The organism is Pseudomonas sp. NPDC079367, assembly GCF_044542195.1.
Taxonomy (GTDB): Bacteria; Pseudomonadota; Gammaproteobacteria; order Pseudomonadales; family Pseudomonadaceae; genus Aquipseudomonas.
Map to the genome: position 1 here is coordinate 97,654 of NZ_JBITTW010000009.1, position 23,852 is coordinate 121,505.

The window sequence follows — 23,852 nt, forward strand, 5'->3', positions numbered from 1 at the left end:
TTTTCAGTCCGAAGTTTGGACGATCACAAGTAGGACTTCAGATAGTTGTTATGAGCTTGCCATGCACGGTCCTGCATGACCGGAGCGAAGCGAATCCTGTCTCCCGGCAACTGTTGCGCCAGGCGCGCCATTGCCAACGGCGTCAGCGCCCCCAACCTTGGATAACCACCAATGGTCTGACGATCATTGAGCAGCACGATCGGCTGCCCGTCCGGCGGTACCTGCACCGCACCCAGCGGAATGCCTTCGGAAATCATGGGTTGCCCCTGATAGTGCAAGGCATTGCCCAACAAGCGAATGCCCATGCGGTCGGCACGACTGTCCAGCGACCAGGCGGTGTTGAATGCATCAAACAGACTCTGGCCACTGAACTGGCCGATCTGAGCGCCAAGCACCAGATCCAGCGGTGCCTTCGATTGCAAATCCGGCCGCAGCGACAACGGCACTTCACGCAGTAATCGCGATTCACCGCTATAACTCAGCGCCCCGCCCCTGGCCAGCGGTAAGCCCATGCCATCAGGTCCACCCAGTTCTTCGCGGACCACCGTGGCGCTACTGCCCAGCACTTGGCGTGCATCAAAACCGCCGGGGGCTGCCAGATAAGCCCGGGCACCGAGCAAGGGTTGCGTGAATTGCAGCTTCTGTCCTTTGTGCAACTTGAAACTGCGCCATGGCGCCAGCGGCAGTCCCTCAAGCTGCGCGCCGAGATCCGCTCCGGCCAATGCCAGCAGGCAATCCTCCTCAGCCACCACGGCAAACCCGCCGAGGGTGATCTCAACCACCGTCGCATTCAGCGCATTGCCAAGCAGCCAATTGGCCCAGCTCATCGAACACCAGTCCGCCGCGCCGCCCTGTGTTACGCCGAGATGGCGTACACCAAAACGTCCGGCGTCCTGCAACAGGCACAGCGCCGTACTCGCGGTAATCGTCAATCGGCTCATGCCAGCGCCTCCAACGGTGTGTCGTCGCCGCCCAGACGAACGAATTCGGCGTGATCCACGGCTTCGAAGCGCACTGTGTCGCCGGGCTGCATCAGGCTGTAACCGTCGCGATGCCGATCGAACAGTTTTGCCGGGGTGCGCCCGATCAGGTTCCAGCCACCGGGTGAGACGACCGGATAAGCTGCGGTCTGCCGCTCGGCGATACCGACGCTGCCGGCGGCGACTTTCTTGCGTGGCGTGTTCAGGCGTGGCGTGGCGAGAATCTCTTCGACCAGGCCCATAAAAGCAAAACCGGGCGCAAAACCAAGGGCGAACACTTGATATTCACGTGCGCAGTGGCGGCGAATCACCTCCGCCACCGGCAGCCCGCTGCGTTCAGCCAACAAGCTCAACTCCGGGCCGACGCTGAGGTCGTACCAAACCGGCAAGACGTGACATTGCCCAGCACTGCGCGCACTCGGCGCCAGATCGACCAGCGCGTCGGCGATCCTTTGGCGCGCTTGAGCCGGACTCGAAAGCGTCAGATCGAAATGCACCATGAGCGTGGTATAGGACGGCACCAGATCGATCAACTGTGCGCCAAACGCCGTGCGCAATCGCTCGCTGGCGGCGAGCATCCACGGCATGTTGGCTTCGGCGATTTCATCGAACAGACGCAGCATCAGGCAATCGAGGGCTACCACTTCAATCCTTGGATTCATGACGCACTCGACTGCTGCAAGGCTTGGCGAATGCGCTGCACGGCGGCTACCGAACTGGCGTTGTCGCCGTGGACGCACAGGGTGTTGGCGCGCAGGATCAAGGCGCTGCCATCGCTGGCAATGAGTTCGCCGCCACGGGCGATGGTCAACGCTTGCTCAATGATTGTCTGCGGATCGTGATGCACGGCGCCCGGCAACTGCCGCGAAACCAGCCGGCCGGCGCTGTCGTAGGCGCGATCGGCAAAAGCCTCGAACCACAGGGTCACGCCATATTCATCGCCGATTTGCTGCGCCGCCGCGTTGTCCCGGGTTGCCATCAACATCAGCGGCAGATCGCGATCATAGGCGGCCACGGCCTGCACCACCGCACGCAGTTGCAACGGGTTGGCCATCATGTCGTTGTACATCGCGCCGTGAGGTTTGACGTAACTCACGCGCCCGCCCTGCACCTTGCAGATGCCGTCGAGGGCGCCGATCTGGTAATGCAGGATGTCTTGCAGTTCTTGCGCAGAACAGGCCATGGAGCGTCGGCCGAATCCGACCAGATCCTGATAGGCCGGGTGCGCGCCAATCTGGACGCCTTGTTCGAGGGCCAGCGCCACGGTTTTGCGCATGATGCTCGGGTCGCCGGCATGGAAACCGCAGGCGATGTTGGCGCAATCGATGAAGGGCATGACCTCGGCATCCAGACCCATGGTCCAGTTGCCGAAGCTCTCGCCAATGTCGCAATTCAATAGCAGGCGGCTCACGGTGAACACTCCTGTAGCTGCTGGTCTTTTTATCTGTAGGACAGTGCCGCGCAGGGTATCAGTTACTGCGCGTCGAGTTGCTTGCCCCGGGTTTCCGGCAGGCTCAGCGCCGCCAGAATCACCACGCCGTAGGACACCGCCGCGAAGGCACCGATGCCCATGCTCAGCGGGACTTTCTGGCTGAGCAGGCCGATCAGCAGCGGGAACAACGCCGCCAGCGCGCGGCCGATGTTGTAGCAGAAACCCTGACCCGAGCCGCGAATCCGCGTGGGGAACAACTCAGTGAGAAACGCGCCCATGCCGCTGAAAATCCCCGAGGCGAAGAAGCCCAGCGGAAAGCCCAGCCACAGCATCACGCCATTGCTGACCGGCATCTGCGTGTAGAGCAGAACGATGGTGAACGAGCCGACCGCGAACAAAATGAAATTCTTTTTGCGCCCCAGCAGGTCGGTCAGATAAGCACTGATCACATAACCGACGTAGGAACCGACGATCACCATCGCCAGATAACCGCCAGTGCCGAGCACGCTCAAACCGCGTTCGTTCTTGAGAAAAGTCGGCAGCCAGGAGGTGATTGCGTAGTAACCGCCCAGCGCACCGGTCGTCAGCAAGGACGCGCGAAAGGTGGTGAAAAGCATGCCGGGGGCAAAGATCTCGTAGAACTTCGCCGGATTCTCTGGCGTTTGCGCGGCTTTGGCTTCGCGATAGATTTCCGGGTCTTTCACCAGGCGGCGGACAAAAATCACGAATATTGCCGGCACGATGCCGAGGATGAACAGCGCCCGCCAGGCATCCTCCGGTGGCAACAGCGAAAACAGCACAGCATAGAGAATCGCCGTCAGGCCCCAGCCCAACGCCCAACCGGACTGCACCATGCCCACCGCTTTGCCGCGGTCTTTGGCGCGGATCACCTCGCCGATCAACACTGCGCCAGCGGTCCATTCACCGCCGAAACCAAAGCCCATCAAGGTACGGGCGATCAGCAGTTGCTCGTAGTTTTGCGCGAAACCGCACAGGAAGGTGAAGAAGGCGAACCACAGCACCGTCAGTTGCAGGGTGCGCACGCGGCCGATGCGGTCGGAGAGAATCCCGGCGACCCAGCCGCCAATCGCCGAGGCGATCAAGGTGCTGGTGTGGATCAGCCCCGCTTCGCCCGTGGTGATGCCCCACATCGCAATCAATGTCGGCACGACGAAGCTCAGCATCTGCGTGTCCATGCCATCCAGACCGTAGCCGATCTTGCAGCTCCAGAACGTGCGGCGCTCCTGCTGGTCGATGTTGCGATACCAGTCGAACGGCCCGGGACGCGCCGCTGGCTTGGATAAAGGAAGGGTGTCGGGAGCACTCATGGCAAATCTCCGCAGGGCTTTTATTGGTCTTGTTCGAAGCTCCGACGACGCCTATCGTGGGAACCGGATGCGCCGATTTTTCGCCGCCCAGCCCTGCGCCGTCCAACAAATAAAAACCCGCCTTAGGCATAAGAAAAATTTGTCACCCGAGCCTTGCCCATGAATCTGAAGTTTCTCGAGACCTTTGTCTGGGTCGCGCGCCTGAAGAGTTTTCGCCTGACCGCCGACAAGCTGTTCACCACCCAGGCATCGATTTCCAGCCGCATCGCAGTGCTTGAAGGTGAGCTCAAGGTGAAGCTGTTCCTGCGCGATTCACGCGGTGTCAGCCTGACCCCGGAAGGCCTGAAAGTGCTCGACTATGCCGAGCAGATGCTCGACACCATGGCGGCGCTGAAACAGTCGATCGAGACCCGTTCGAGCAAGGTCGGGCGGGTGCGCATCGGTGTGATGGACACGGTCATCCATACCTGGCTGAGCCCGCTGGTGGCGCAGATGACAGACGCGTACCCACGGGTGGAAATCGAATTGGTGGCAGACACTGCGCTGAACCTCTGTGATCAGCTGCAAAAAGGCTTTCTCGACATCATTCTGCAGACCGATCTGATCCGCCATGAAAGCGTGCGCAGCCTGGAACTGGCGAGCCATCCGCTGGGCTGGATCGTCGCGAGCAATTCGATCTACAACCGCGACTACGCCGACCTCGCCGAACTGGCGCAGGAGCGGATCATCACCTATTCGAAAAACTCACGACCGCATCAGGATATCGTCGCGCTGATGCAGGCCAGCGGCGTGCTGGCGCCCCGCTTGAATTGCGTGAATTCGGTGTCGGCGATCACCCGATTATTGCGTGACGGCTTTGGCATCGGCGCCCTGCCGCCGGTACTGGTGGCCGAGGAGCTGGCGCGCGGCGACTTGACCTTGCTCGACATCGGGCAGCGACCGGCGAATCTGCCGGTGGTGGTGTCGTGGCGGGTCGGGGTTGAGTGGGTCGAGGAGGTAGTGACGTTGTGTCAGCAGGTGCTGGCGGGGTATGCAGATAAAGTGGGCGACAGTTACATTGTCTTGAACGCCTGAAAAGCAAAAGATCGCAGCCTTCGGCAGCTCCGACAGGGGTGGTGCAGGAGCTGCCGAAGGCTGCGATCTTTTGATCTTCGGTTTACAAACCGCGCACGTCGCGATCTTCGATCGGTCGGCTCTGGCGCAGGCGGCGACCGCCAAGCACAACCCAGTCGATCAGGCGAAACAGGCATTCGATGCCGAAAGACAGCAGCAACGCGCCGCTCATGCCCCAGATCATTGCCTCTGGCGTCAGCAGAATCTGATAGCTGTAGCCCTTCCAGGTTTCCTTGCGAATATCCGGATCAGCCGCCAGCACCACTTGCAGGAAACGCACATACCACGGCCCTTGCATCGCCTGGAATTGCTTGTCCAGCGCAACCTGACGGGTGAGCAAGGTGTTCAGGCTGTCAGCATCGCTGCGGAAAATCGGGTCTTCGCTGGCACGATAATGCGCGACCAGCGCCTGCATATCGCCCTTGAAAAACTGGTCGGCCGTGCCTTGAAAACCACGCAGACCGGTCTGCGCTTCGATCAGGTGCGCTTCGACACGCTGGGCGTAATCGTTGATGAACCCCGGCACCTGAACACCGATCAACAGGCCCGCCGCAAACAACACCAGCCGTAGATAACTGAGCAACATGGATGCAAATCCTTATTCGGTCTTGCCCTGGCTTACGCATTCGCCGCGTCGCCACAGGCTCCATTGGCCCGGCTCGTAGCGGGACCAGGTTTCATTTTCGGTCAACGGCTCGGTGGCAATCACGGTGACCACATCGTTGGGCGTGGTTTCGGCCTGGAAGTCGACAATCACGTCGACATCCTTGAGTCGCGCCGGGCCGAACGGTGCGCGCCGAGTGATCTGGGCCAGTTTGGTCGAGCAGTAACAGAACAGCCAGTCGCCGTCGCTGAGCAGGCAATTGAACACACCCTTCGTGCGATATTCGGCGCAGGCGGCGACCAGATCCGGCAGCAGCACTTCGATATCGACCGGTTCCGGAAAGGCTGCGCGGACACGGTTGAGCAAATCGCAGAACGCCGCTTCGCTGTCGGTATCGCCGACCGGGCGGTAGAAACTCTTGATCGGGGTGAATTCGGCGAGTTGGCCGTTGTGCGCAAAGCACCAGTTGCGTCCCCACAGTTCGCGGACGAACGGGTGCGTGTTGGACAGGCAGACCTTGCCGACGTTGGCCTGGCGGATATGGCCGATGACCACTTCGCTTTTGATCGGATAACGCTGCACCAGATTGGCCACTTCCGACTCGCTGCTTGCCGCCGGGTCCTGGAACAGGCGCAAGCCGCGGCCTTCGTAAAAAGCGATGCCCCAGCCGTCGCGGTGCGGGCCGGTACGACCGCCGCGCTGCATCAGGCCGGTGAAGCTGAACACGATGTCGGTCGGCACGTTGGCACTCATGCCCAGTAATTCACACATGTGCGGACTCTCGGATTACAGACGCGGCTCGACCCGCATGCGCTGCGGATTGTTCGGCACTGGCGGGCGGCCGTAGCGGTCGTCACCGGCGCCGCCGAACGGTTGATCGTCGTCGCGTTCCTCAGCGCGGGCCGCGGTTTTGGCGGCCTCGGCCCGTTCGCGCCGCGCGGTCGCGGCACGCTCGATCGGCAGGCGGATCAACACGAAGACCAGATAAACACCGAACGCGATCATGCCGTACATGAACAGGTCGGAAACCGCGCGCCAGGCGTTGTTGCCAACCTTGAACAGCATGTCCAGTGCGGTAATGGCGATGGCCGGCGCAACTTTGGCTTTCACCGGATCGACGATGGTCGGGCTGAACAGCAACACCGCCATCAGCACACGCAGCGGCTCGCGCAGCCAGCGCCACATCCAGGTGGTCAGGCGCATCCATACCAGCAGGCAGCCTACGGCGGCAAAGGCGTAAACGCCCCAGGCGATCAGATAGTCGTTCTCGGTCATGGTGTCCATGGCAAGGCAGGCAAAGAGGCGCTTATAGTAACGACTTTTCGCCCATGCGGCTTGTCCCAATACCAGACGGCCAGCAGCCGACCCTGTGGAAGCGAGCTTGCTCGCGAAAGCTGTAGGTCATTGCAACAAAGTCATCTGCCACGACGCCTTCGCGAGCAAGCTCGCTCCTACAGGCGTCTGCGGCGGTTTCAAATTGCGCGAAACCTTTATTCGAATATTGTCCGAGAGCCTTCCATGCCCCAATCCGCCCATGTCATGACTGCCCCGATAGCCCACCGGGCGCCCGGCGCCGACCCGTATGCCTGGCTGCAGGAGCGCGATACCGACGCGGTGCTCGACTACCTCAAGGCAGAAAACACTTATCAAGAGGCGCAAACCGCCGACCAGGCCGAGCTGCGTGAAAACCTGTTCAACGAGATCAAGGGCCGGATCCTCGAAACCGACCTGTCCCTGCCCTCGCCTTGGGGCCCTTACCTGTATTACACGCGCACCACTGCCGGCGACGAATACGCCCGGCACTACCGCTGCCCGCGTCCGGCCGACGACAGCCTGACCCTCGATGAAAGCCGCGAGCAACTGCTGCTCGACCCGAACACGCTGGCCAATGGCGGCTTCTTCTCGCTGGGCGCCTTCAGCATCAGCCCCGACCACCAGCGTCTGGCCTACAGCGTCGACACCTCGGGCGACGAGGTCTACACATTGTTCGTCAAGGAGCTTTCCAACGATCGGGTCAGCGAACTGGAATTCGGGGACTGTGACGGCAGCATGACCTGGGCCAACGACAGCCTGACCCTGTTCTTCGGCGTGCTCGACGACACCCACCGCCCGCATAAACTGTTCCGCTATCGCCTCGATGGCACTGCCGCTGAAGAAGTCTTCCACGAGCCGGACGGGCGCTTCTTCCTGCATTGCTACCGCGCCAGCTCCGAACAGCAATTGCTGCTGTCGCTGGGCAGCAAGACCACCAGCGAAGTCTGGGCGCTGGACGCCAATCAGCCGCATCTGCCGTTCACCTGCCTGGCGCCACGGGTCGAAGATCACGAATACGACGTCGACCACGGCCTGCTCGATGGCGTCTGGACCTGGTTCATCCGCACCAACCGCGACGGCATCAATTTCGCCCTGTATCAGGCCCCGGACACCGGCGTGCCGCCGAGCGAGGCCGACTGGCAGAACCTGATCGCGCACAACGAAGACGTGATGCTCGACGGTGTCAGCCTCAATACCGAGGCGATGACCCTGAGCCTGCGCGAAGGCGGCTTGCCGATCATCGAGGTTCACCCGCAGGGCCAGGCGTCGTACCGCGTGCAATTGCCCGATGCGGCCTACAGCCTCCATGTGCAAAACAGCCTGGAGTTCGAGAGCGACCGCATTCGTCTGCGCTACGAAGCATTGAATCGCCCGGCCCAGGTGCGCCAGTTGATTCTCGCCACGGGCGAGCAAACGGTGCTCAAGGAAACCCCGGTGCTCGGCCCGTTCGATGCCGACGCCTACGTCAGCCAGCGCCTGTGGGCCACCGCTCCGGACGGCACGCAGGTGCCGATCAGTCTGGTGATGAAGCGCGAGATGGTCGGCAAACCAGTACCGCTGTATCTGTACGGTTACGGCGCCTACGGTTCCAGCCTTGATCCGTGGTTTTCCCATGCACGCCTGAGCCTGCTCGATCGCGGCATGGCATTCGCCATCGCCCACGTACGCGGCGGCGGTGAACTGGGCGAGGCCTGGTATCGCGCCGGCAAGCAGGAACACAAACACAACACCTTCAGCGACTTCATCGCCTGCGCCGAGTTTCTGATCCTCAACGGCATCACCACGGCGCAGAAACTGGCGATCAGCGGCGGCAGCGCTGGCGGGCTACTGATCGGCGCAGTGCTCAACCAGCGCCCGGACCTGTTCGGCGTGGCGATCGCCGAGGTACCGTTCGTCGACGTGCTCAACACCATGCTCGACCCCGAACTGCCGCTGACCGTCACCGAATACGACGAATGGGGCAACCCGCAAGAACCGGACGTCTATGATCGGATCAAGGCTTACGCGCCCTACGAAAACGTCACCGCGCAGGCTTATCCGCCGCTGTTGGTGATCGCCGGTTACAACGACAGCCGTGTGCAGTATTGGGAAGCGGCCAAGTGGGTGGCGAAATTGCGCGCGAGCAAGACTGACGACAATGTGCTGCTGCTCAAGACCGAACTGGGCGCCGGACACGGTGGCATGAGCGGGCGCTATCAGGGATTACGTGACGTAGCGCTCGAATATGCATTTGTGTTCAAGGTTTTGGGCATTGCCTGAGGAACTCTGTGGGTGGCCTGGGTCTTAACAGCAGACCCAAAGCCTTCACCGATTCCCTGTGTAGGAGCTGCCGAAGGCTGCGATCTTTTGATCCTGGTTTTGAAGGACAAGATCAAAAGATCGCAGCCTTCGGCAGCTCCTACATGGGGATCGTGTGCCCCCTGGAAACAGTGATAACAAAAAGACCGCACCGACATGTCAGAACCGACCTTCCTGAACAACGAAATCCGCGACTGGCTGATGGACTGTGGCCTGTTCGATCAATTGCAACTGGCCGATTTCGCGGCCGCTTCCGGCTACTTCAGCATCAGCACCGTGGCTGAAGGCGAGGCGATTTTCCGCGAGGGCGATGCGGGCAGTTTCATGTGCATCATCCACACCGGTCAGGTCGCCGTGCAGAAAACCGGCGCCGACGGCCAGGTGATCACCATGGCGACCCTGCGCAGCGGCCGTGCCTTCGGTGAAATGGCTGTGCTCGATGGCGAGCGTCGTTCGGCCACCTGTATCGCGGCGAGCCATTGTCAGTTGCTCAATCTGGGCAAGGACTCGCTGGAAAAAATGCTCAACGACGCACCGAAAATCGCCGCGAAGATCATCCGCGCCCTCGCCGTCTCGCTGTCCAAACGTCTGCGCATGGCCGACGGCCAACTCGCCGCGCAACAGGTTTAACCACCGGGGGATTTGACCTTGTTGCCGTTCGGCTCGATGCCCGGCACCGGTTGATCCTTGCTCGGCGGGCTGGGCATTTCGATCGGCACCAGCGGCGGGCTGCCGCTGCCGGCGCCCGACTTGGGCAAGGTGATTGGAGTGATCTGCGGATACGGCGTCGGCGTCGCGGTGCCGGGCGAGCCAGGTTGCGGCGTCGGGCTGACCGGAACGCTCTGCTGGGCCTGAACTGCAGTAATCGCGAGCGCGGCCAGGGTAATGACCGTTAGAATGGTGCGCTTCATCAAGGGCTCCGTTTGGCCTTTAGTCTGTGCTCAGGCTACTCCCAACGCGTCTGCTTGCCTTCCCCCCTGTAGAGATTTCCATGAAACGTTTCGTTCTGCTCGACACCACCCCGATCCCTGAAAACGGCGGTGCCCTGTGCCTGTTCGAATATGGCGAGGACTTCGTCATCAAGATTCAGGGCGGCGATGGCGGGCAGTTGATGAACACGCGCATGCACGGTTCCGAAGACGCACTGGCCGAGATTCCCTGCCGCAAGGTCGCCGGCCGGCCGAATTCGCGGGTGTTGATCGGCGGCCTGGGCATGGGCTTCACCCTCGCTTCGGCACTCAAGCATTTGGGCAAGTCGGCCGAAGTGGTGGTCGCTGAGCTGGTGCCCGGCGTGGTCGAGTGGAATCGCGGCGCCCTCGGGGAGAAGTCCGGGCGGCCGTTGCTAGATCCGCGCACGGTGATCCGCATGGAAGACGTGGCCAATGTGCTGCAAAGCGAGCCGAACGGTTTCGACGCGATCATGCTCGACGTCGACAACGGCCCCGAAGGCCTGACCCAGAAGGCCAACAGCTGGCTGTATTGCGCCGCAGGCCTGAATGCCTGCGCCAAGGCGCTGCGCCCCAAAGGCGTACTGGCCGTGTGGTCGGCCAGCGCCGATCGGCAGTTTTCCGACAAGTTGAAGAAGGCCGGTTTCAAAGCCGAAGAAGTCCAGGTCTTCGCCCACGGCAACAAGGGCACCCGCCACACGATCTGGATTGCCGAGAAGCTCAAGGGCTGAGCTAAACTCTGCGCATAACCGTCATCAGTCTTTCTGCAAAGGTGAACCCATGAGTTCGTCCACCCCCACCAACACGTCGAAGCTGGACCGCATCCTCGCCGACAACCAGCGCGACAAGGAAATGGGCTACCGCGACAAAGCCCTGAAAATGTACCCGCACGTCTGCGGCCGCTGTGCCCGTGAGTTTTCCGGCAAGCGCCTGAGCGAACTGACCGTGCACCACCGCGACCACAACCACGACAACAACCCGCAGGACGGCTCGAACTGGGAACTGTTGTGCCTGTACTGCCACGACAACGAGCACTCGCGCTACACCGACCAGCAGTATTTCGGCGACGGCTCGCTGAGCACACCGAAGATCGCCAAGGCCACGCACAATCCGTTTGCGGCCCTCGCTGGCCTGATGAAAAAAGAAGATTAAAAGCAAAAGATCGCAGCCTTCGGCAGCTCCTGCACGGTGTACGAGATTGCACTGTAGGAGCGGCCGAAGGCTGCGATCTTTTGATCTTATCCCCGTATAATCGTCGTCTTTTTCCCGAAGGCACCCCGCTCGTGGCAGACAAACGGTACAGCTGCATTGGTTTGTATAACCCCAAATCACCGGAGAACGTCGGTTCGGTGATGCGCGCCGCAGGCTGCTACGGCGTAGCGTCGGTGTTTTACACCGGCAAGCGCTATGAACGCGCCGCCGACTTCGTCACCGACACCAAACGCGTGCACTACGACATTCCGTTGATCGGCATCGACGACCTGAAAAAAATCCTCCCGCTCAACTGCGTGCCAGTGGCGGTGGAACTGGTCGAAGGCGCCCGGCCGCTGCCGGAATACACCCACCCCGACCGCGCGCTATACATATTCGGCCCGGAAGACGGCTCGCTGGACAAAGAGATTCGCGACTGGTGCGAAGACGTCGTGTACATCCCGACCACCGGCTGCATGAACCTCGCCGCCACGGTCAACGTCGTGCTCTACGACCGCATGGCCAAAGGCCTGAATACTCGCTCCGGGCCGAAATTCCGCTGAAGCGTTGCACATTCGATGGAACAAGCTGACCGCCACGGCAGTCAGCTTATCTATCAATCGCACCCTGCCTGGAGATAGATCATGAGCGAGCTCAAACGCGTAGAACGCATCGAATCCACCCCGTTCCAGTCCCCTGCGCACAAGAACGTGCACGGCTGGGAGCGCGTCGGCTCGTTGACCGGCGGCGTGCTGATGGTCGGCAAGGGCCTGCGCCGTGGCGGCGTGTTCGGCCTGATTCAAGTGGCGCTCGGCGGCATGGCCGTGGCCCGCGGCATCACCGGCCATTGCTCGGCAAAAAGCCTGTTGGAAAAAGGCCGTCAGGATATGAACAACGTGCGGGCAAAGATCGAACGCGCCGGGGAAGAACTGAGCAAGCTCAAGACCAACGCCGAAGTGGCTACCGAAACGGCAACCGTTACCGGCAATGATTCGCTGGTCTCGCCGAAGGCCGGCGTCTGAGGCTTTAAAGCAAAAGATCGCAGCCTTCGGCAGCTCCTGCACGGAATCACGTTTTCCGTTGTAAGAGCTGCCGAAGGCTGCGATCTTTTGATCTTTACGGGTTCAAGAACCCACCACTTCATCAGCCCGCGCGAAAAATCAGATGATCTTCCCAGTCATCCTCCGGCACGCTGCCTTCGGCGAGCATTCGCCCGGACTGTGAAATCCGCTCATGGTGCACCGCGTCGCGGTCGCCACACACCAGGTGATGCCATAACGGCAGATCCTTGCCTTCGCTGACCAGACGATAACCGCAGGTTGGCGGCAGCCATTTGAATTCTTGCGCCTGACCCGGCGTTAGCTGAATGCAGTCGGGAACGAACTTGATCCGGTTCGGATAATCGCTGCACTGACAGGTTTTCAGATCCAGCAGTTTGCAGGCGATGCGCGTGTAATAGACGCTGTTGTCTTCTTCATCCTCGAGTTTTTGCAGGCAGCACAGACCGCAGCCATCGCACAGCGATTCCCATTCCTCGTGATCGAGTTGATCGAGGGTTTTGCGTTTCCAGAACGGTTCGACAATGGCGGCCATGGCTCAAGCATCAACATCAAGGTGGTGAAAAGGCCGCCAGTCTAGTGCCAGCGCGCGCGGGGGCCAAGCGTTGGCGACTGTCGGTAAATCCACTTGTCAGCCCCAGCGCCGGCCAGTAGGGTTTTGCAGCGAACTTCTACCCAATCCGTTGCAAGGAATCCGTGCATGAGTGCCAACCCTCGCGTTGCCGATTACGCCATTCACCCGCAGTTCACCGAGCGCTGGTCGCCGCGCGCCTTCAGCGGCGAAGCGATCCCTGAAGAAACCCTGCTGAGCTTCTTCGAAGCCGCGCGCTGGGCGCCGTCGGCGTACAACTCGCAACCGTGGCGCTTCCTGTATGCACGTCGCGACACGCCGAACTGGGAACGTTATCTGGGCCTACTCAACGAATTCAACCGCAGCTGGGCGCAGCACGCTTCGGCGCTGGTGATCGTGATCTCAAAAACCACCTTCGTCGCACCGGGCGCCAGCGAGGAAACACCGGCGCTGTGGAGCACCTTCGACACCGGTTCGGCGTGGGGTCATCTGGCACTGCAAGCAAGCCTCAGCGGCTGGCACACACATGGCATGGCCGGGTTCGATCAGGAATTGACCCGCAAGGAACTCAATATCCCCGAGGGCTACGCCCTGCATGCGGCGGTGGCAGTGGGCAAACTGGGGGACAAGGCAACCCTCGCCGAATACCTGCAAGCCCGCGAAACACCGAGCCCGCGCCGCCCGCTGAGCGAGCTGGTGGCTGAGGGCGATTTCACCTTATAAGCCACAATGCAAAGCACATGTGGGAGCGGGCTTGCTCGCGAAAGCGCCGGTTCAGGCAACATCGATGTCGACTGAACCGGCGCCTTCGCGAGCAAGCCCGCTCCCACAGTGGATGGATGCGAATCAATATCCGCGGGTGAAATCCACTTCCCCACGCAACGCCTCACCCGCCTCATACGCCTTCAGGTTCTGTACAAACAAATCCACCATCAGCGCTGGCGAGGTCGGCGCCGAGCTGTGCCCGGTCAGCAGCAAGCCCCAGGCTGTCCAGAACGGATGGCGTTGCGGCAATGGTTCCTGACGGCAGACGTCGATCACCGCGCCGGCCAGATGCCCTTCCTTCAAAGCTTCAACCAGATCGGCATCGACCACTGCCACACCGCGTCCAGCGTTGATGAACAGTCCGGTCGGTTTGAATTGCTTGAACAACGCCGCGTCGTAGATATCGTGGGTGTGTTCGGTGTTCGGCAGCAGATTGACCACGTAGTCCACCTCGCCCACCAGTCGCGGCAGATCCGCCAGCGAGCCGACTTCGACAAACGGCGCCTGTTCGCGGGCGCTGCTGGCGATGCCGTACAGCTCGACGCCGAACGGCCGCAGAAATTGCGCGACACTCTGGCCAATGTCGCCGGTGCCGACGATCAGCACCTTGCGTCCGACCAGACTCTGGCCGCTGCGGTTGTCCCACTTGCGCTCGACCTGGCTGACCAGCCGCGCCAGCACTTCGCGCTCATGGCCGAGGATGTAGGTCAAAACGTACTCGGCCATGACCTGACCGAAAATCCCCACGGCGCGGGTCAGGCGATAATCGCGGCGCAGGCCGTCGGCGAGCAACGGCGTGATGCCGGCCCAGGTCGATTGCAGCCATTGCGGTTGATGGCCCTGGCGCAACAGAGTCGCCAGCAGATCCGGCTGGCCCAGCCACACCGGGCAATCGGCGGCCTGACGCGCCAGTTCGGCGGAGTCGCCGCTGGTCAGGACTTCAAGCTCGGGCGCTGCCTGACGCAGCAGGCGGGCGTATATCGCGTGGTCGTGTTCGGCAATCAGAACGCGCATCTTCAAACCTTTCGCAAACCGTGCAGACGGCCGCCGGGTTGGGGCCGGCCATCGCGGTAAAAACAGTTCAAGGGTTAACCGAGGCCCAGGACAGGGCCTCGCGGGTCATACCGGGTCGTTGCGTCGCAGCAACTCTTCGGGCAAGTGCTCGATGTACTCGTCCTCGGCCGGTGGCATCTGCAGGTGATAGCCCTGCTTGTCGAGGTTTTCCAGAACCACGGTGATGTCTTCGCTGGCCAGTTTGCGTTCGGGCGACAGCACCAGATCGAAGGAATGCTTCGCTTTGCCGAAAGCCGTCATCAGCGCTTGCGGCACGCGCTCGAGCGCATCGCTCTTGAGCACGTAGAGATACATGCCGCTGCGCTTGGAGCTTTGGTAGATGGAGCAAATACGTTTCAAGGCTGTTCTCCGGCGGTGGCCAGGCTGTCGAGCAGCTTCTGGCCGAGCAATTCGCGGCGCCAGCCACGCAACGAATCGGGCAATTGGTAAGGCCCCTCGGGGAAGCCGCTCTTGACCAGGGCTTCGAGGGTTTTCTTGCGCAGCATCAGCTCCGGGGCGATGCCGAGGCGTTCGGCCTCGGCCTGACCCAACGCACGCAGTTGTTTGATCAACGCAGCGGCTTCGATCGGCAACGGCTCCGGCACTGCCGGCGGCCATTGATCCGGCCCCACACTGCCAGAGCGCTTGATCAGATCAAGCAGAAACTGACCGTCCTGACGCACGGTACGCGGGTGCATGTCTTCAATCTTGCCCAGCGCCGCGAGGTTATCCGGCTGCGTGCGGGCCAAGGGCCACAGCGAGTGTTCACGGACGATGCGGTTGCGCGGCAAGTCGCGGGCGCGGGCTTCTTTTTCGCGCCAGGCGCACAGCTCACGCAGCACGGCGAGTTGCGCACGGGACAGCTTCCACGCCAGTTTCGCTTCGCGATAGACCTCGTACGGATCAGTTTCGCGGCGCAGATTGGCGACCAGTTCGGCGCCATCCTCCAGCACCCAGGCGAACTTGTCGGCGGACAGCTTGGGGCGTAACTCGACGAACACTTCGGCCAGATGCACGGCGTCTTCGGCGGCATAGCTGATCTGGGTTTCGGACAGCGGACGCTGCAACCAGTCGGAGCGGGTTTCGCCCTTGGGCAAGTCGATGCCGAGCACTTCCTGCACCAGTCGCGAGTAGCCCATCGAGAAACCGAGGTTCAGGTAAGCGGCGGCCAGCTGCGTGTCGAACAACGGCGCCGGCAGGCTGCCAGTCAGGCGCAACAGCACTTCGAGGTCTTCGCTGCAGGCGTGCAGGACTTTCAGCACCGCCGGGTTTTCCAGCAACGCGGCCAGCGGTTGCCAGGCGTTGATGGTCAGCGGATCGATCAGGTAGGCGCGTTTGCCGTCGCCGATCTGCAACAGGCCGGCAATCGGGTAGAAGGTGTCGACCCGCATGAATTCGGTGTCGAGGGCAACGAACGGCAGCTGCTGCCACTCGGCGCAAAACTGCGCGAGGCTTTCGTTGTCGCGAATCCAGTGAATATCGATAGCCACACGGCTCTCCCTTGAAGAATGGCGCGCAGTATATATCGCCGCCGGCGATTTACGCGCCTTTGCAGGGCAAGAGCTGTAAGGAAATGTCTTGCCTGTCAGCAAGAATAGTCTGACGGCAGAAACAGAAAGGCCCGTCACATCGAGGCGACAGGCCGGAAACGCTTCACTCCTTGGCCAACACGCCGTCGATCACCGCGCCGCGACAGCCGGCAAACATGTCCAAGGCAGGTTGATAGACGCTGCTGCGTACCTCGAGCAGACCCAGCATTGAGTGAAACAGGTTGTCCTGACTCAGCGGTTTGTCTCGGCTCATTTGTAAACAGTGCGTGTCGACCGAGTAGGCCTTCTGATAGTTGTCTGAGAACCATGCCAGCATCGCTACATGCTTCTGCTGCTCGGGCGCCAGCATGTAAGGTGTGCCGTGCAGAAACAGGTTGTACTCGCCCAGCGATTCACCATGATCCGACAGGTAGAGCATGGCGGTATCGACTTTGTCCTGATTGCTGCGCAGCACATCGATCAGGCTCGCCAGCACGTGGTCGGTGTACACCAGCGTGTTGTCGTAACCGTTGACGATACTTTCGCGGCTGCAATTGTTCAGCGCATTACTTTCACAAACCGGGGTGAAGTGTTCGTACTCCTTGGGATAACGCTTGAAGTAATCCGGGCCGTGGCTGCCCATCTGGTGCAAGACCAGCACGGTGTCTTTATCCAGATGATCGATAAAGTTCTGCAAACCTTGCAGGAGGATTTCATCGCGGCATTCGCTGTTGGCGCACAGCGCCGGGTCCTGCAACTTGCTGACATCCTGCACCGTCACGCGATCGCAAGTGCCCTTGCAACCGGACTGATTATCGCGCCAGACCACATCGATGCCGGCGCGCTTGAGAACGTCGAGCAAACCCTCCTCATTCTTCGCCTTGCTGGCGTTGTAATTCTTGCGGCCCATGTTGGAAAACATGCACGGCACCGAGACCGCTGTTTCCGTGCCGCAGGAATGCACATCGGTGAAGGCGATCAGCCCCGCCTCCTTGTTCAGCTGCGGCGTGGTATCACGGTCATAACCGAGAATGCCGAAGTTCTGCGCCCGCGCACTTTCCCCCACCACCAGCACGGTGAGCGATTTGCGCGGCTGAAACTGCAAGTCAGGATTGCGCTGGGCATCTTCGCCGATCTTGATGAACGGCTGCTGCGCCGAGACGACTTGCTCCTGCAGATACCCGATGGAGGCACCGATGTAATTGCTCGGTACCAGCATCAGGCGAATCTCATGGTGATTGCGAAACAGTGACGACAAGCCTTGATAGTTAGCCAATGCCACAACACCGATCACCGCTGCAGAGGCGGCACTGACAATAACCTTGCTGAACAACTCACGGTGCCAGCGCCGATAAATGACCGGCACTTTCCACAGCCACAAACACGGCAAAACGCCGAGCAAGACAATATAAGCAAACAACTTCAACGACAACAGATCACGAACTTCCGTCACATTGGTTTCGGCAAAGTTGCGAAACATGCCGGCATCGATCATTACGCCATATTGGCTCATGAAATAAGCCACGCCGGCACTGACAAAAAACAACAGGGTCAATACTGGCTTAAGCAACGGCCGGAAAGCGAATAACGTCAGGACAATGTTGAATGCGGCCAGGATCATTACACCGAACGCCACGCGCATGGCGATGCCTTTGCCATCGGCGGCGGTGATCTCGAACAGATGCTGCCAAAGCACCAGATTGAAACCGAGCAACAAAAAGGCGCTGGCGAACAACGTCACCCATTCCGGGCGCACGGCTTTTAACTTCAACATGATGAGTGACTGTTCCTGAAAGAAGAGCCTCGTCAATTGTGAAAAATTCATTCACCGAGGCATGACAAACTTTAGGCAGGCCCGGATCAATTTTTCGTGAAAAAGATGCTAATGATTAGTTGGACTCAATTAACAACGTGAAACTTTGCGAGCATTTGAGAATGGTTCAGGTTTTATTCAGCTTCCCGGCTTTTTACCGTTCCCTTGTAGGCGTGAGCGGCGTGTTATCGAGTTTTCAGGTCTGGCCCGGGACTTTTTGATTTGCCCATGCGAGCGAAGCCACGCCTAATCATCAGCCTCTGCACTTGAAGGCTTGCTGATGAACCACCCCCGCCCCCCCGTCTGGCTGATGCTCGCAATCGTCCTGGTCGCGCTCAATCTGCGTCCATCCATGGCGGCAGTCGGTCCGCTGCTCTCGGCAATCCGTGGCGATATCCCGTTGAGCTTCAGCCTCGCTTCTCTGCTGACGATGCTGCCAGTGACGGCCATGGGGCTGGCGATGTTTTTCGGTCTGCACATCAGCCAGCGTCTGGGTGAACAACGGGCGGTGCTTGTGTCGTTGCTGATCATCGGGCTGGCGACTTTATCGCGGCTGTTCATCGATTCGGCGGCCGAGCTGATCGTCAGCGCGATACTCGCCGGCGTTGGCATAGCCCTGATTCAGGCATTGATGCCGGCGCTGATCAAGTCGCGTTTTGCTGACAACGTGGCGCTGTGTATGGGGGTCTACGTAACGTCGATCATGGGCGGCGCTGCGCTTGCAGCATCGTTGGCGCCGCTGGTAATGATGCAAAGCGGCAGCTGGCGCGCGGGGCTGGCCGTTTGGGCCGGGCTTGCGTTGCTCGCCTTGCTGGTCTGGTGTCTACAGCCCACGCAAGCCATATCAAGGATGACCAGGCGTGAGTCCTTCATCACGCGCCGTCGCGCCTGGTTGCTGGCGATTTTCTTTGGTCTCGGCACAGCGTCCTATACCTGCTGGCCCAGGCTAGAGGCCTCTGGCCACCTTTTAGGCACCGGTACGGTAACGTCGTGTTAGTAAAAGTTTCTGTCCCACATGTATCCGTGAAATGTCCTACAAGGGTTTCTTCTGGAACCATCGTTCCGTTAGGATCGTACGCACACGTTTGCGCGACTTCTGCGCAAGGGGCACAGCGAGACGGAACTCATGCTGAACAGTAATTTGCTTCGCAAGCTCGACATGCAGGACTTGATGGTATTTGTCGCCGTGTACGAGCAGAGCAGCGTCACCGATGTCTCGGAAACCCTGTTCGTCAGCCAGTCCACCGTCAGTTATTGCCTGAAAAAACTGCGCACCAGTTTCGAAGACGAACTGTTCATCAACACTCGCACCGGCATGCGCCCGACTTACAAGGCCTGCAGCATGTACGGGCATGTGCAGAAGATCATCGAAAGCATCAACCTCTGCCACGCCGGCGCCCCGGCCTTCGACCCGAGCCGGCAGGCGGTGACCTTCAACATCTGCGCCCCCGAATATTTCGAGCAATTGATTCTGCCGCGGCTGTTGAAGCGTTTCGACTTCGACGACTTGCCGGTGATGGTCAACATGCACAAGTTTGAAACTGACGTGCCCGCCGAAGAGTTGCGCGACGGCAGCCTCGACCTGGTGATCAGTTTCGGCCCGCACTTTCATCGCCAGCATGCAGATCTGAAATCACGCATGTTGCTTGAAGATGATCTGGTCTGTGTCTTCGACAAACGCGCCACGCCACTGGAGCCGCGCCTGAGCCTGCAAGCGTTCACCGAGCGTCGACATGTGTTTCCTACGCCATGGACCTCGAGCAGCAACATGGTCGATGGCTGGCTCGCGCGTCAGGCGCAGAAACGCCAGATTGTCGCGCGCTCCAACAGCTACAGTGCCGCGTTGAAGATGATCACCGGTACAGACTTCATCCTCACCCTGCCCCGGCGTATCCAGCGTTTGCTGACCAACGATGCGGTGTTCAATCACTGCGAGGCGCCCAATGGTTTGCCGGGCTTCACCCTCGACATGCAGTGGAGCCAGAACGCCGATCAGGACAGCGCCAACGTCTGGCTGCGCGAGCAGGTGATACAGGTGTGCAGCGAGCTGGAAAGCGTCTGAGCCTCAGATGCCGATCGCGGCTTTGCTGTAGGACTCGCGATCGATGTCCAGCAGTTCGACGCACAGCTGCACTTCGAGGCCGGCCGGCCATTCGCAGAGTTCCTGCAACACCGCCAGCAGACTTTGCGACAGCTGCTTCTTGATCTCTGCCGAACGCCCGCTGAGCAAGGCCAGCTTCACATGGACGAAGGCGCGCTCGCCCAGCGCCGTGCCGACCTTGAAGTTTTCCACCTTGATCGCTCGGCTCTTGATATCAAACTCCGCGCCGAACTGACCGGAACCGACCAGGGTGTTGTTGAGCCGGATCAGGGCGATGTCGGCGTTCAACTGCGTCAGGTTGGCGGTGTATTCCATGTGCAGGTGTGGCATTGCGGGTCTCCAGTCGATGGGTGCGGGGGCGTACGTATACCACAGTCGGCTCAGCGCATTACCTGTAGGAGCTGTCGAGTGAAACGAGGCTGCGAGCTTTTGATTCTGTGTTTTTCACAATCAAGATCAAAAGATCGTCCGATCGCGGCCCGAGCCTTCGGCAGCGCCTACAAGGGATCGTGGTACTCAGCTGGCCGTTCACTCATGAATGCCTCCAGCCGCGCGCGCAGCCAGCGTTCGGCCGGGTCGCTGTCAACGTGGCTGAGCCAGACCATCGACAGGTCCAGGGTCGGCGTCTTGAACGGGAATGGTTCCTGGAACAGCAGCCCTGACGCCGCCATGGCCGCTGCGGTGTAATCCGGCAGGCTGGCAATCAGATCGGTGCCCGCCAGCAGCGCCGGCAATGCGCTGTACTGCGGCACCGACAACACCACCTGCCGCGTGCGCCCCAGTTCCGCCAGCCATTCATCAGCGTAGCCACTGACATTGGCCGTGTGCGAGACCAGCACATGCGGCCGAGCGCAATATTCGTCGAGGGTCAGCGGCGTATCAGAGGCGTCGGCGCGCAGGATGCTTGGCTGGATGTGCCGCAGCAGTTTACGTTTCGCGTTCGCCGGCAGGCCACGGGTCTGGCTGATGCCGACGGTGATATCGCCGGCGGCCAACAGATCAGGAATGCGCCAGTAATCGACATGCTGCACGACGAACACCACACTCGGCGCCTCTTGGCGCAACGCGCGCAAGAGCGGCGGCAGCAGGCCGAATTCGACGTCATCGGACAGACCGATGCGGAAGGTCATGCTGCTGGTGGCGGGATCAAAATCACGGGTCAGGCTCAGCGCCGCCGACAGTGAATCCAGGGCAGGTTTGAGATGGCGGTAAATGTCTTCGGCACGGGCCGTCGGTTCCATGCGATGGCCGACGCGGATGAACAGCGGGTCATTGAGCATCGTGCGCAGACGGTTGAGCGCCGAGCTGATGGTCGGCTGGCCGAGGAACAGCTTCTCTGCCGCGCGGGTCACGTTGCGTTCGAGCATCAGGGTCTCGAACACCACCATCAGGTTGATGTCGGCCTTGCGTAGTTCATTGCGGTTCATCCATTGCCCCTGCTCCCGGAATAGCGGCAGTGTAGAAAGGCCTCAGGCATTGCGTCCATAAACCTTTACGCGGCGGTGCTCGCAGAAACATCCGCGAACGATTGGAAACAAATCCCCAATAGCCAAAAAAGCCCGCTGCGCTAGGCTTGCGTCGATGCGTCACACAGGCTGGCGCACTTATCTATCGCAGGGAGCGAACCGCATGTATTTCGAAATCTACCGACAAATCCGAGGCACCCCGAGCACTGGCAAAGGCCAATGGCGCTGGCGTCTGCGCGCGGGCAACCACGAGACGGTGGCCAGTGGCGAATCGTATGTGAACAAGGCCGATTGCCTGCATGTGATCAGCCTGATCAAAGCCGTCCAGGGCGAGACGCCCGTCAAGGAGATTTGAGCGACCCAGGGCTGGTGCCCTTTTCCACTTGAGAGGGGCACCGTTTGTCGCGATTCGAAGCGTTTATTTGAATGCTCGTCAGCGCCGTTCATCAAAAGCTGCATGCACTGCAAGTTCTGCTGCCACGCATTGAAGGATTAGAGCCATGTCCCATGAGCATCACTACCTCATCAGCTTCATCGTCGACAATCAGCCGCAATGCCGCTCGCTGATCCATGATGGCGATACGCTTGAACCTGGCCTGGCTGAAACGCTGCTCAAGACCGCTTTTCCGGAACTCAAAGACGTTTCATTGAGTGACGTCCAGGTACAAAAACGCACGAGGCACGACGAAGGCCACATCACGCCTGGCCACTACCAGCAGCCGTGAGCGGATCGGGGACTGCCACCGTCCATCGAATCTGCCGAGGGTCACAAGCCATGAAATCACTTGCCGCGATTTGTCTCGCAATGGCATTGGGCATCCAGTCGGGTCACGCTGACACGATTGACGCCTTTGTCGAAGAGGCGGCACAGCAGAGCCTGTTCCAGAACAGCAGCTCGCGTGTAGCACTGGAAAAAAGCGCGCTGCCCGAGGTCAGGGAATTTGCCAAACAGATGATCGCCGACCACGAGCGGTTCGATAAACAGATCAGGCAACTGGGGCAAAGCCAGAACATGGCGGTTCCCGCCGAGCCTTCGGTCGCTTCCAAAGCCAAGCAGCTGCGGCTTGAGTCGCGGGACGAGTCTTTCGACCGCATTTACATCGACAGCCAGGCCGAAACCCTTGAGCAAAGGCTGATGCTGTTCAAGAAAGAAGCCATGTCTTCACAAAATCCGCAGCTCAAAGCGTTCGCCGAGGCCGCGTTGCGGGGCATCGAGAAGCAGGCAAAAACTGCACGCGACTTGCAGGAAAAACTCAAGCCCTCCGCCGGCGCGCTGAAATCCGTCACCCCTTGAGCGAACCGGGAACTCATCAGAGTTGTAAAAGAATCACCCCCACCAGCACGGCGATGATTGCCAATAACGCCATGACTTGCGTCGAAGTCAGCGCCATCGCCGCGTCCTTCGAGCGGCCGACGAAGCGGCCCCGAATCTGATGCAAACCGGACTGCGCTTCGAACAGGTTGTCCGGATGCTCATTGTCTTGCGGCTCATTGGTCTGCTGACCGGACCACGCACTTCGCGCCATCAGACGGTCGAGCAAACCCGGCATGACCGACTGGCCAATAATCGCTTTGATCGTCGATCCACCGAGCCACAGCTCGCGGGGCGGATGCTTTACCACACTGAAAATTGCCCGCGCTGCCACGTCAGGATCATAAATGGGTGGCACCGGTTGCGGGCGCTTGGGCAATTTGTTGCGCGCCCAATCGAACTGCGGCGTGTTGATCGCCGGCAGTTGCACCATGCACACGCGGATACGGCTGCGCTCATGCAGCAACTCACAGCGCAACGAGTCAGTAAAACCGCGCACGGCGAATTTTGCTGCGCAATAGGCGGCCTGCAGTGGGATGGCACGATAGGACAGTGCCGAGCCGACCTGGATGACCAGCCCCTGGTTACGAGGACGCATCAACGACAGCGCCGCCAAGGTACCGTGGACGGTACCGAGGTAGGTCACCTGAGTGACGCGCTCGATCTCGGCGGCGGACAATTGCTCAATTGGCGAGAGCACCGTGACCATTGCCGCGTTGACCCACACCGCCAGGGGGCCGAGGGTGGCTTCCAGTTGCTGGGCGGCCTCCTGCACAGCGAGCGCATCGGCGACATCGACGCTGACGATTTCAACCTGAACACCATACGCGCGCAGCTCCTCTTGCGTAGCGGCCAGCCCCGCTGGATCCCTCGCGAGCAGCCCGATGCGGTAGCCGCCAGCGGCAAATCGATGAGCCACCGCGCGCCCAACGCCAGCACTGGCGCCGCTTATCACCACCAAGGGTTGCTCCTGCATG

The 23,852-nt window shown here is 60.4% G+C and carries 28 protein-coding genes and 1 pseudogene; 13 read left to right on the forward strand and 16 right to left on the reverse strand.

The features are described from left to right. Positions 1–23: 23 nt before the first annotated feature. The 4 genes from ACIGDJ_RS11270 to ACIGDJ_RS11285 form a co-directional block, all read right to left on the reverse strand. Entirely contained in the window at positions 24–941 is a 918-nt protein-coding gene (locus ACIGDJ_RS11270; protein WP_312996317.1) for a biotin-dependent carboxyltransferase family protein, read from the reverse strand. Beyond that, positions 938–1,642, reverse strand: coding sequence for an allophanate hydrolase subunit 1 (locus tag ACIGDJ_RS11275; RefSeq protein ID WP_312996314.1), 705 nt, complete (start codon positions 1,640–1,642; stop codon positions 938–940). Before ACIGDJ_RS11275 ends, ACIGDJ_RS11270 begins: the two co-directional genes overlap by 4 nt. Beyond that, entirely contained in the window at positions 1,639–2,391 is a 753-nt protein-coding gene (locus tag ACIGDJ_RS11280) for a 5-oxoprolinase subunit PxpA (RefSeq protein WP_397478401.1), read from the reverse strand. Before ACIGDJ_RS11280 ends, ACIGDJ_RS11275 begins: the two co-directional genes overlap by 4 nt. A 62-nt stretch (positions 2,392–2,453) precedes the next feature. Then, on the reverse strand, positions 2,454–3,740 hold the full coding sequence (locus ACIGDJ_RS11285) for an MFS transporter (protein WP_397478402.1): 1,287 nt from the start codon (positions 3,738–3,740) through the stop codon (positions 2,454–2,456). 159 nt (positions 3,741–3,899) lie between these two features. On the opposite strand from ACIGDJ_RS11285, the gene ACIGDJ_RS11290 reads away from it, so the two are divergent. Further along, entirely contained in the window at positions 3,900–4,814 is a 915-nt protein-coding gene (locus ACIGDJ_RS11290; protein ID WP_101158549.1) for a LysR family transcriptional regulator, read from the forward strand. A gap of 82 nt (positions 4,815–4,896) precedes the next feature. Here the strand turns inward: ACIGDJ_RS11290 and ACIGDJ_RS11295 are convergent, their stop codons facing one another. From ACIGDJ_RS11295 to ACIGDJ_RS11305, 3 genes are read right to left on the reverse strand one after another with little or no spacing between them, the layout of a single operon-like run. Then, a complete protein-coding gene (locus ACIGDJ_RS11295) occupies positions 4,897–5,439 on the reverse strand; it encodes a DUF2937 family protein (protein ID WP_397478403.1) in 543 nt (180 codons plus the stop codon). A gap of 12 nt (positions 5,440–5,451) precedes the next feature. Further along, positions 5,452–6,228 carry a class II glutamine amidotransferase gene (locus ACIGDJ_RS11300; protein ID WP_101158548.1) on the reverse strand — a complete coding sequence of 259 codons (777 nt, stop codon included), beginning with the start codon at positions 6,226–6,228 and terminating at the stop codon, positions 5,452–5,454. Between the two features lie 15 nt (positions 6,229–6,243). Next, complete coding sequence (locus tag ACIGDJ_RS11305) at positions 6,244–6,741, reverse strand: MFS transporter (RefSeq protein ID WP_312996303.1); 498 nt, start codon at positions 6,739–6,741, stop codon at positions 6,244–6,246. Between the two features lie 234 nt (positions 6,742–6,975). On the opposite strand from ACIGDJ_RS11305, the gene ACIGDJ_RS11310 reads away from it, so the two are divergent. Both ACIGDJ_RS11310 and ACIGDJ_RS11315 read left to right on the forward strand, forming a co-directional pair. After that, positions 6,976–9,030 carry a S9 family peptidase gene (locus tag ACIGDJ_RS11310; RefSeq protein ID WP_397478404.1) on the forward strand — a complete coding sequence of 685 codons (2,055 nt, stop codon included), beginning with the start codon at positions 6,976–6,978 and terminating at the stop codon, positions 9,028–9,030. A 195-nt stretch (positions 9,031–9,225) separates the two neighbouring features. Then, on the forward strand, positions 9,226–9,699 hold the full coding sequence (locus ACIGDJ_RS11315; RefSeq protein ID WP_101158545.1) for a cyclic nucleotide-binding domain-containing protein: 474 nt from the start codon (positions 9,226–9,228) through the stop codon (positions 9,697–9,699). Here ACIGDJ_RS11315 and ACIGDJ_RS11320 read toward each other — a convergent pair. Then, entirely contained in the window at positions 9,696–9,980 is a 285-nt protein-coding gene (locus ACIGDJ_RS11320) for a hypothetical protein (protein WP_016771228.1), read from the reverse strand. The genes ACIGDJ_RS11315 and ACIGDJ_RS11320 overlap by 4 nt on opposite strands. An 80-nt stretch (positions 9,981–10,060) precedes the next feature. On the opposite strand from ACIGDJ_RS11320, the gene ACIGDJ_RS11325 reads away from it, so the two are divergent. The 4 genes from ACIGDJ_RS11325 to ACIGDJ_RS11340 all read left to right on the forward strand — a co-directional run bounded on the left by ACIGDJ_RS11325 (position 10,061) and on the right by ACIGDJ_RS11340 (position 12,229). Beyond that, positions 10,061–10,747 (forward strand): spermidine synthase, encoded by a 687-nt coding sequence (locus tag ACIGDJ_RS11325; protein ID WP_101158543.1) that lies wholly within the window; start codon positions 10,061–10,063, stop codon positions 10,745–10,747. 49 nt (positions 10,748–10,796) lie between these two features. Further along, entirely contained in the window at positions 10,797–11,168 is a 372-nt protein-coding gene (locus ACIGDJ_RS11330; RefSeq protein ID WP_003222612.1) for a YajD family HNH nuclease, read from the forward strand. A gap of 131 nt (positions 11,169–11,299) precedes the next feature. After that, the gene (locus ACIGDJ_RS11335; protein ID WP_007911337.1) at positions 11,300–11,770 is read left to right on the forward strand and encodes an RNA methyltransferase; all 471 of its coding nucleotides are present in this window, start codon (positions 11,300–11,302) and stop codon (positions 11,768–11,770) included. An 81-nt stretch (positions 11,771–11,851) separates the two neighbouring features. Next, the gene (locus ACIGDJ_RS11340; protein ID WP_101158542.1) at positions 11,852–12,229 is read left to right on the forward strand and encodes a DUF2892 domain-containing protein; all 378 of its coding nucleotides are present in this window, start codon (positions 11,852–11,854) and stop codon (positions 12,227–12,229) included. A gap of 121 nt (positions 12,230–12,350) precedes the next feature. Here the strand turns inward: ACIGDJ_RS11340 and ACIGDJ_RS11345 are convergent, their stop codons facing one another. Next, positions 12,351–12,800: a YcgN family cysteine cluster protein gene (locus ACIGDJ_RS11345; protein WP_101158541.1), complete on the reverse strand. Its 450-nt coding sequence runs from the start codon at positions 12,798–12,800 to the stop codon at positions 12,351–12,353. 165 nt (positions 12,801–12,965) lie between these two features. Here ACIGDJ_RS11345 and ACIGDJ_RS11350 point away from each other — a divergent pair, with 165 nt between their 5' ends. Then, positions 12,966–13,559, forward strand: coding sequence for a nitroreductase family protein (locus ACIGDJ_RS11350; RefSeq protein WP_101158540.1), 594 nt, complete (start codon positions 12,966–12,968; stop codon positions 13,557–13,559). Between the two features lie 123 nt (positions 13,560–13,682). Here ACIGDJ_RS11350 and ACIGDJ_RS11355 read toward each other — a convergent pair whose 3' ends face one another. The 4 genes from ACIGDJ_RS11355 to ACIGDJ_RS11370 all read right to left on the reverse strand — a co-directional run bounded on the left by ACIGDJ_RS11355 (position 13,683) and on the right by ACIGDJ_RS11370 (position 17,957). Continuing rightward, positions 13,683–14,615 (reverse strand): D-2-hydroxyacid dehydrogenase, encoded by a 933-nt coding sequence (locus ACIGDJ_RS11355; protein ID WP_397478405.1) that lies wholly within the window; start codon positions 14,613–14,615, stop codon positions 13,683–13,685. 105 nt (positions 14,616–14,720) lie between these two features. Further along, positions 14,721–15,014, reverse strand: coding sequence for a YcgL domain-containing protein (locus ACIGDJ_RS11360; RefSeq protein ID WP_101158538.1), 294 nt, complete (start codon positions 15,012–15,014; stop codon positions 14,721–14,723). Further along, positions 15,011–16,144, reverse strand: a complete 1,134-nt coding sequence (gene rnd / locus ACIGDJ_RS11365) for a ribonuclease D (protein WP_071174688.1) — start codon at positions 16,142–16,144, stop codon at positions 15,011–15,013. Before rnd ends, ACIGDJ_RS11360 begins: the two co-directional genes overlap by 4 nt. Before the next feature lie 163 nt (positions 16,145–16,307). Next, a complete protein-coding gene (locus ACIGDJ_RS11370; protein ID WP_101158537.1) occupies positions 16,308–17,957 on the reverse strand; it encodes a phosphoethanolamine transferase in 1,650 nt (549 codons plus the stop codon). A gap of 319 nt (positions 17,958–18,276) precedes the next feature. Between ACIGDJ_RS11370 and ACIGDJ_RS11375 the strand changes: the two are divergent. Together ACIGDJ_RS11375 and ACIGDJ_RS11380 are read left to right on the forward strand one after the other, a co-directional pair. Continuing rightward, a pseudogene (locus ACIGDJ_RS11375) lies at positions 18,277–18,933 on the forward strand (MFS transporter); the annotation flags it as partial. Positions 18,934–19,122: 189 nt separating this feature from the next. Continuing rightward, positions 19,123–20,058, forward strand: coding sequence for a LysR family transcriptional regulator (locus tag ACIGDJ_RS11380; RefSeq protein WP_101158535.1), 936 nt, complete (start codon positions 19,123–19,125; stop codon positions 20,056–20,058). A 3-nt stretch (positions 20,059–20,061) separates the two neighbouring features. Here the strand turns inward: ACIGDJ_RS11380 and ACIGDJ_RS11385 are convergent, their stop codons facing one another. Then, positions 20,062–20,427, reverse strand: a complete 366-nt coding sequence (locus ACIGDJ_RS11385; RefSeq protein ID WP_101158534.1) for a 5-carboxymethyl-2-hydroxymuconate Delta-isomerase — start codon at positions 20,425–20,427, stop codon at positions 20,062–20,064. A gap of 167 nt (positions 20,428–20,594) precedes the next feature. After that, entirely contained in the window at positions 20,595–21,524 is a 930-nt protein-coding gene (locus tag ACIGDJ_RS11390) for a LysR substrate-binding domain-containing protein (protein ID WP_101158533.1), read from the reverse strand. Positions 21,525–21,726: 202 nt separating this feature from the next. Here ACIGDJ_RS11390 and ACIGDJ_RS11395 point away from each other — a divergent pair, with 202 nt between their 5' ends. From ACIGDJ_RS11395 to ACIGDJ_RS11405, 3 genes are all read left to right on the forward strand, one after another. Next, entirely contained in the window at positions 21,727–21,918 is a 192-nt protein-coding gene (locus ACIGDJ_RS11395; RefSeq protein ID WP_101158532.1) for a DUF1508 domain-containing protein, read from the forward strand. 145 nt (positions 21,919–22,063) lie between these two features. Then, complete coding sequence (locus ACIGDJ_RS11400; protein WP_397478406.1) at positions 22,064–22,288, forward strand: hypothetical protein; 225 nt, start codon at positions 22,064–22,066, stop codon at positions 22,286–22,288. A gap of 50 nt (positions 22,289–22,338) precedes the next feature. Then, on the forward strand, positions 22,339–22,857 hold the full coding sequence (locus ACIGDJ_RS11405) for a DUF4142 domain-containing protein (protein ID WP_397478407.1): 519 nt from the start codon (positions 22,339–22,341) through the stop codon (positions 22,855–22,857). A gap of 16 nt (positions 22,858–22,873) precedes the next feature. Here ACIGDJ_RS11405 and ACIGDJ_RS11410 read toward each other — a convergent pair whose 3' ends face one another. Continuing rightward, positions 22,874–23,851, reverse strand: a complete 978-nt coding sequence (locus ACIGDJ_RS11410; RefSeq protein ID WP_101158529.1) for an SDR family oxidoreductase — start codon at positions 23,849–23,851, stop codon at positions 22,874–22,876. Position 23,852 lies beyond the last annotated feature (1 nt).

Coding starts and splice junctions, on each gene's coding strand:
- ACIGDJ_RS11315 (WP_101158545.1), top strand. CDS start 9,226: ATGTCAGAACCGACCTTCCTGAACAACGAAATCCGCGACTGGCTGATG.
- ACIGDJ_RS11285 (WP_397478402.1), bottom strand. CDS start 3,740: ATGAGTGCTCCCGACACCCTTCCTTTATCCAAGCCAGCGGCGCGTCCC.
- ACIGDJ_RS11295 (WP_397478403.1), bottom strand. CDS start 5,439: ATGTTGCTCAGTTATCTACGGCTGGTGTTGTTTGCGGCGGGCCTGTTG.
- ACIGDJ_RS11330 (WP_003222612.1), top strand. CDS start 10,797: ATGAGTTCGTCCACCCCCACCAACACGTCGAAGCTGGACCGCATCCTC.
- ACIGDJ_RS11270 (WP_312996317.1), bottom strand. CDS start 941: ATGAGCCGATTGACGATTACCGCGAGTACGGCGCTGTGCCTGTTGCAG.
- ACIGDJ_RS11370 (WP_101158537.1), bottom strand. CDS start 17,957: ATGTTGAAGTTAAAAGCCGTGCGCCCGGAATGGGTGACGTTGTTCGCC.
- ACIGDJ_RS11320 (WP_016771228.1), bottom strand. CDS start 9,980: ATGAAGCGCACCATTCTAACGGTCATTACCCTGGCCGCGCTCGCGATT.
- ACIGDJ_RS11355 (WP_397478405.1), bottom strand. CDS start 14,615: ATGCGCGTTCTGATTGCCGAACACGACCACGCGATATACGCCCGCCTG.
- ACIGDJ_RS11410 (WP_101158529.1), bottom strand. CDS start 23,851: ATGCAGGAGCAACCCTTGGTGGTGATAAGCGGCGCCAGTGCTGGCGTT.
- ACIGDJ_RS11305 (WP_312996303.1), bottom strand. CDS start 6,741: ATGGACACCATGACCGAGAACGACTATCTGATCGCCTGGGGCGTTTAC.
- ACIGDJ_RS11385 (WP_101158534.1), bottom strand. CDS start 20,427: ATGCCACACCTGCACATGGAATACACCGCCAACCTGACGCAGTTGAAC.
- ACIGDJ_RS11290 (WP_101158549.1), top strand. CDS start 3,900: ATGAATCTGAAGTTTCTCGAGACCTTTGTCTGGGTCGCGCGCCTGAAG.
- ACIGDJ_RS11340 (WP_101158542.1), top strand. CDS start 11,852: ATGAGCGAGCTCAAACGCGTAGAACGCATCGAATCCACCCCGTTCCAG.
- ACIGDJ_RS11345 (WP_101158541.1), bottom strand. CDS start 12,800: ATGGCCGCCATTGTCGAACCGTTCTGGAAACGCAAAACCCTCGATCAA.
- ACIGDJ_RS11325 (WP_101158543.1), top strand. CDS start 10,061: ATGAAACGTTTCGTTCTGCTCGACACCACCCCGATCCCTGAAAACGGC.
- ACIGDJ_RS11275 (WP_312996314.1), bottom strand. CDS start 1,642: ATGAATCCAAGGATTGAAGTGGTAGCCCTCGATTGCCTGATGCTGCGT.
- ACIGDJ_RS11310 (WP_397478404.1), top strand. CDS start 6,976: ATGCCCCAATCCGCCCATGTCATGACTGCCCCGATAGCCCACCGGGCG.
- ACIGDJ_RS11400 (WP_397478406.1), top strand. CDS start 22,064: ATGTCCCATGAGCATCACTACCTCATCAGCTTCATCGTCGACAATCAG.
- ACIGDJ_RS11380 (WP_101158535.1), top strand. CDS start 19,123: ATGCTGAACAGTAATTTGCTTCGCAAGCTCGACATGCAGGACTTGATG.
- ACIGDJ_RS11395 (WP_101158532.1), top strand. CDS start 21,727: ATGTATTTCGAAATCTACCGACAAATCCGAGGCACCCCGAGCACTGGC.
- ACIGDJ_RS11350 (WP_101158540.1), top strand. CDS start 12,966: ATGAGTGCCAACCCTCGCGTTGCCGATTACGCCATTCACCCGCAGTTC.
- ACIGDJ_RS11405 (WP_397478407.1), top strand. CDS start 22,339: ATGAAATCACTTGCCGCGATTTGTCTCGCAATGGCATTGGGCATCCAG.
- ACIGDJ_RS11390 (WP_101158533.1), bottom strand. CDS start 21,524: ATGAACCGCAATGAACTACGCAAGGCCGACATCAACCTGATGGTGGTG.
- ACIGDJ_RS11300 (WP_101158548.1), bottom strand. CDS start 6,228: ATGTGTGAATTACTGGGCATGAGTGCCAACGTGCCGACCGACATCGTG.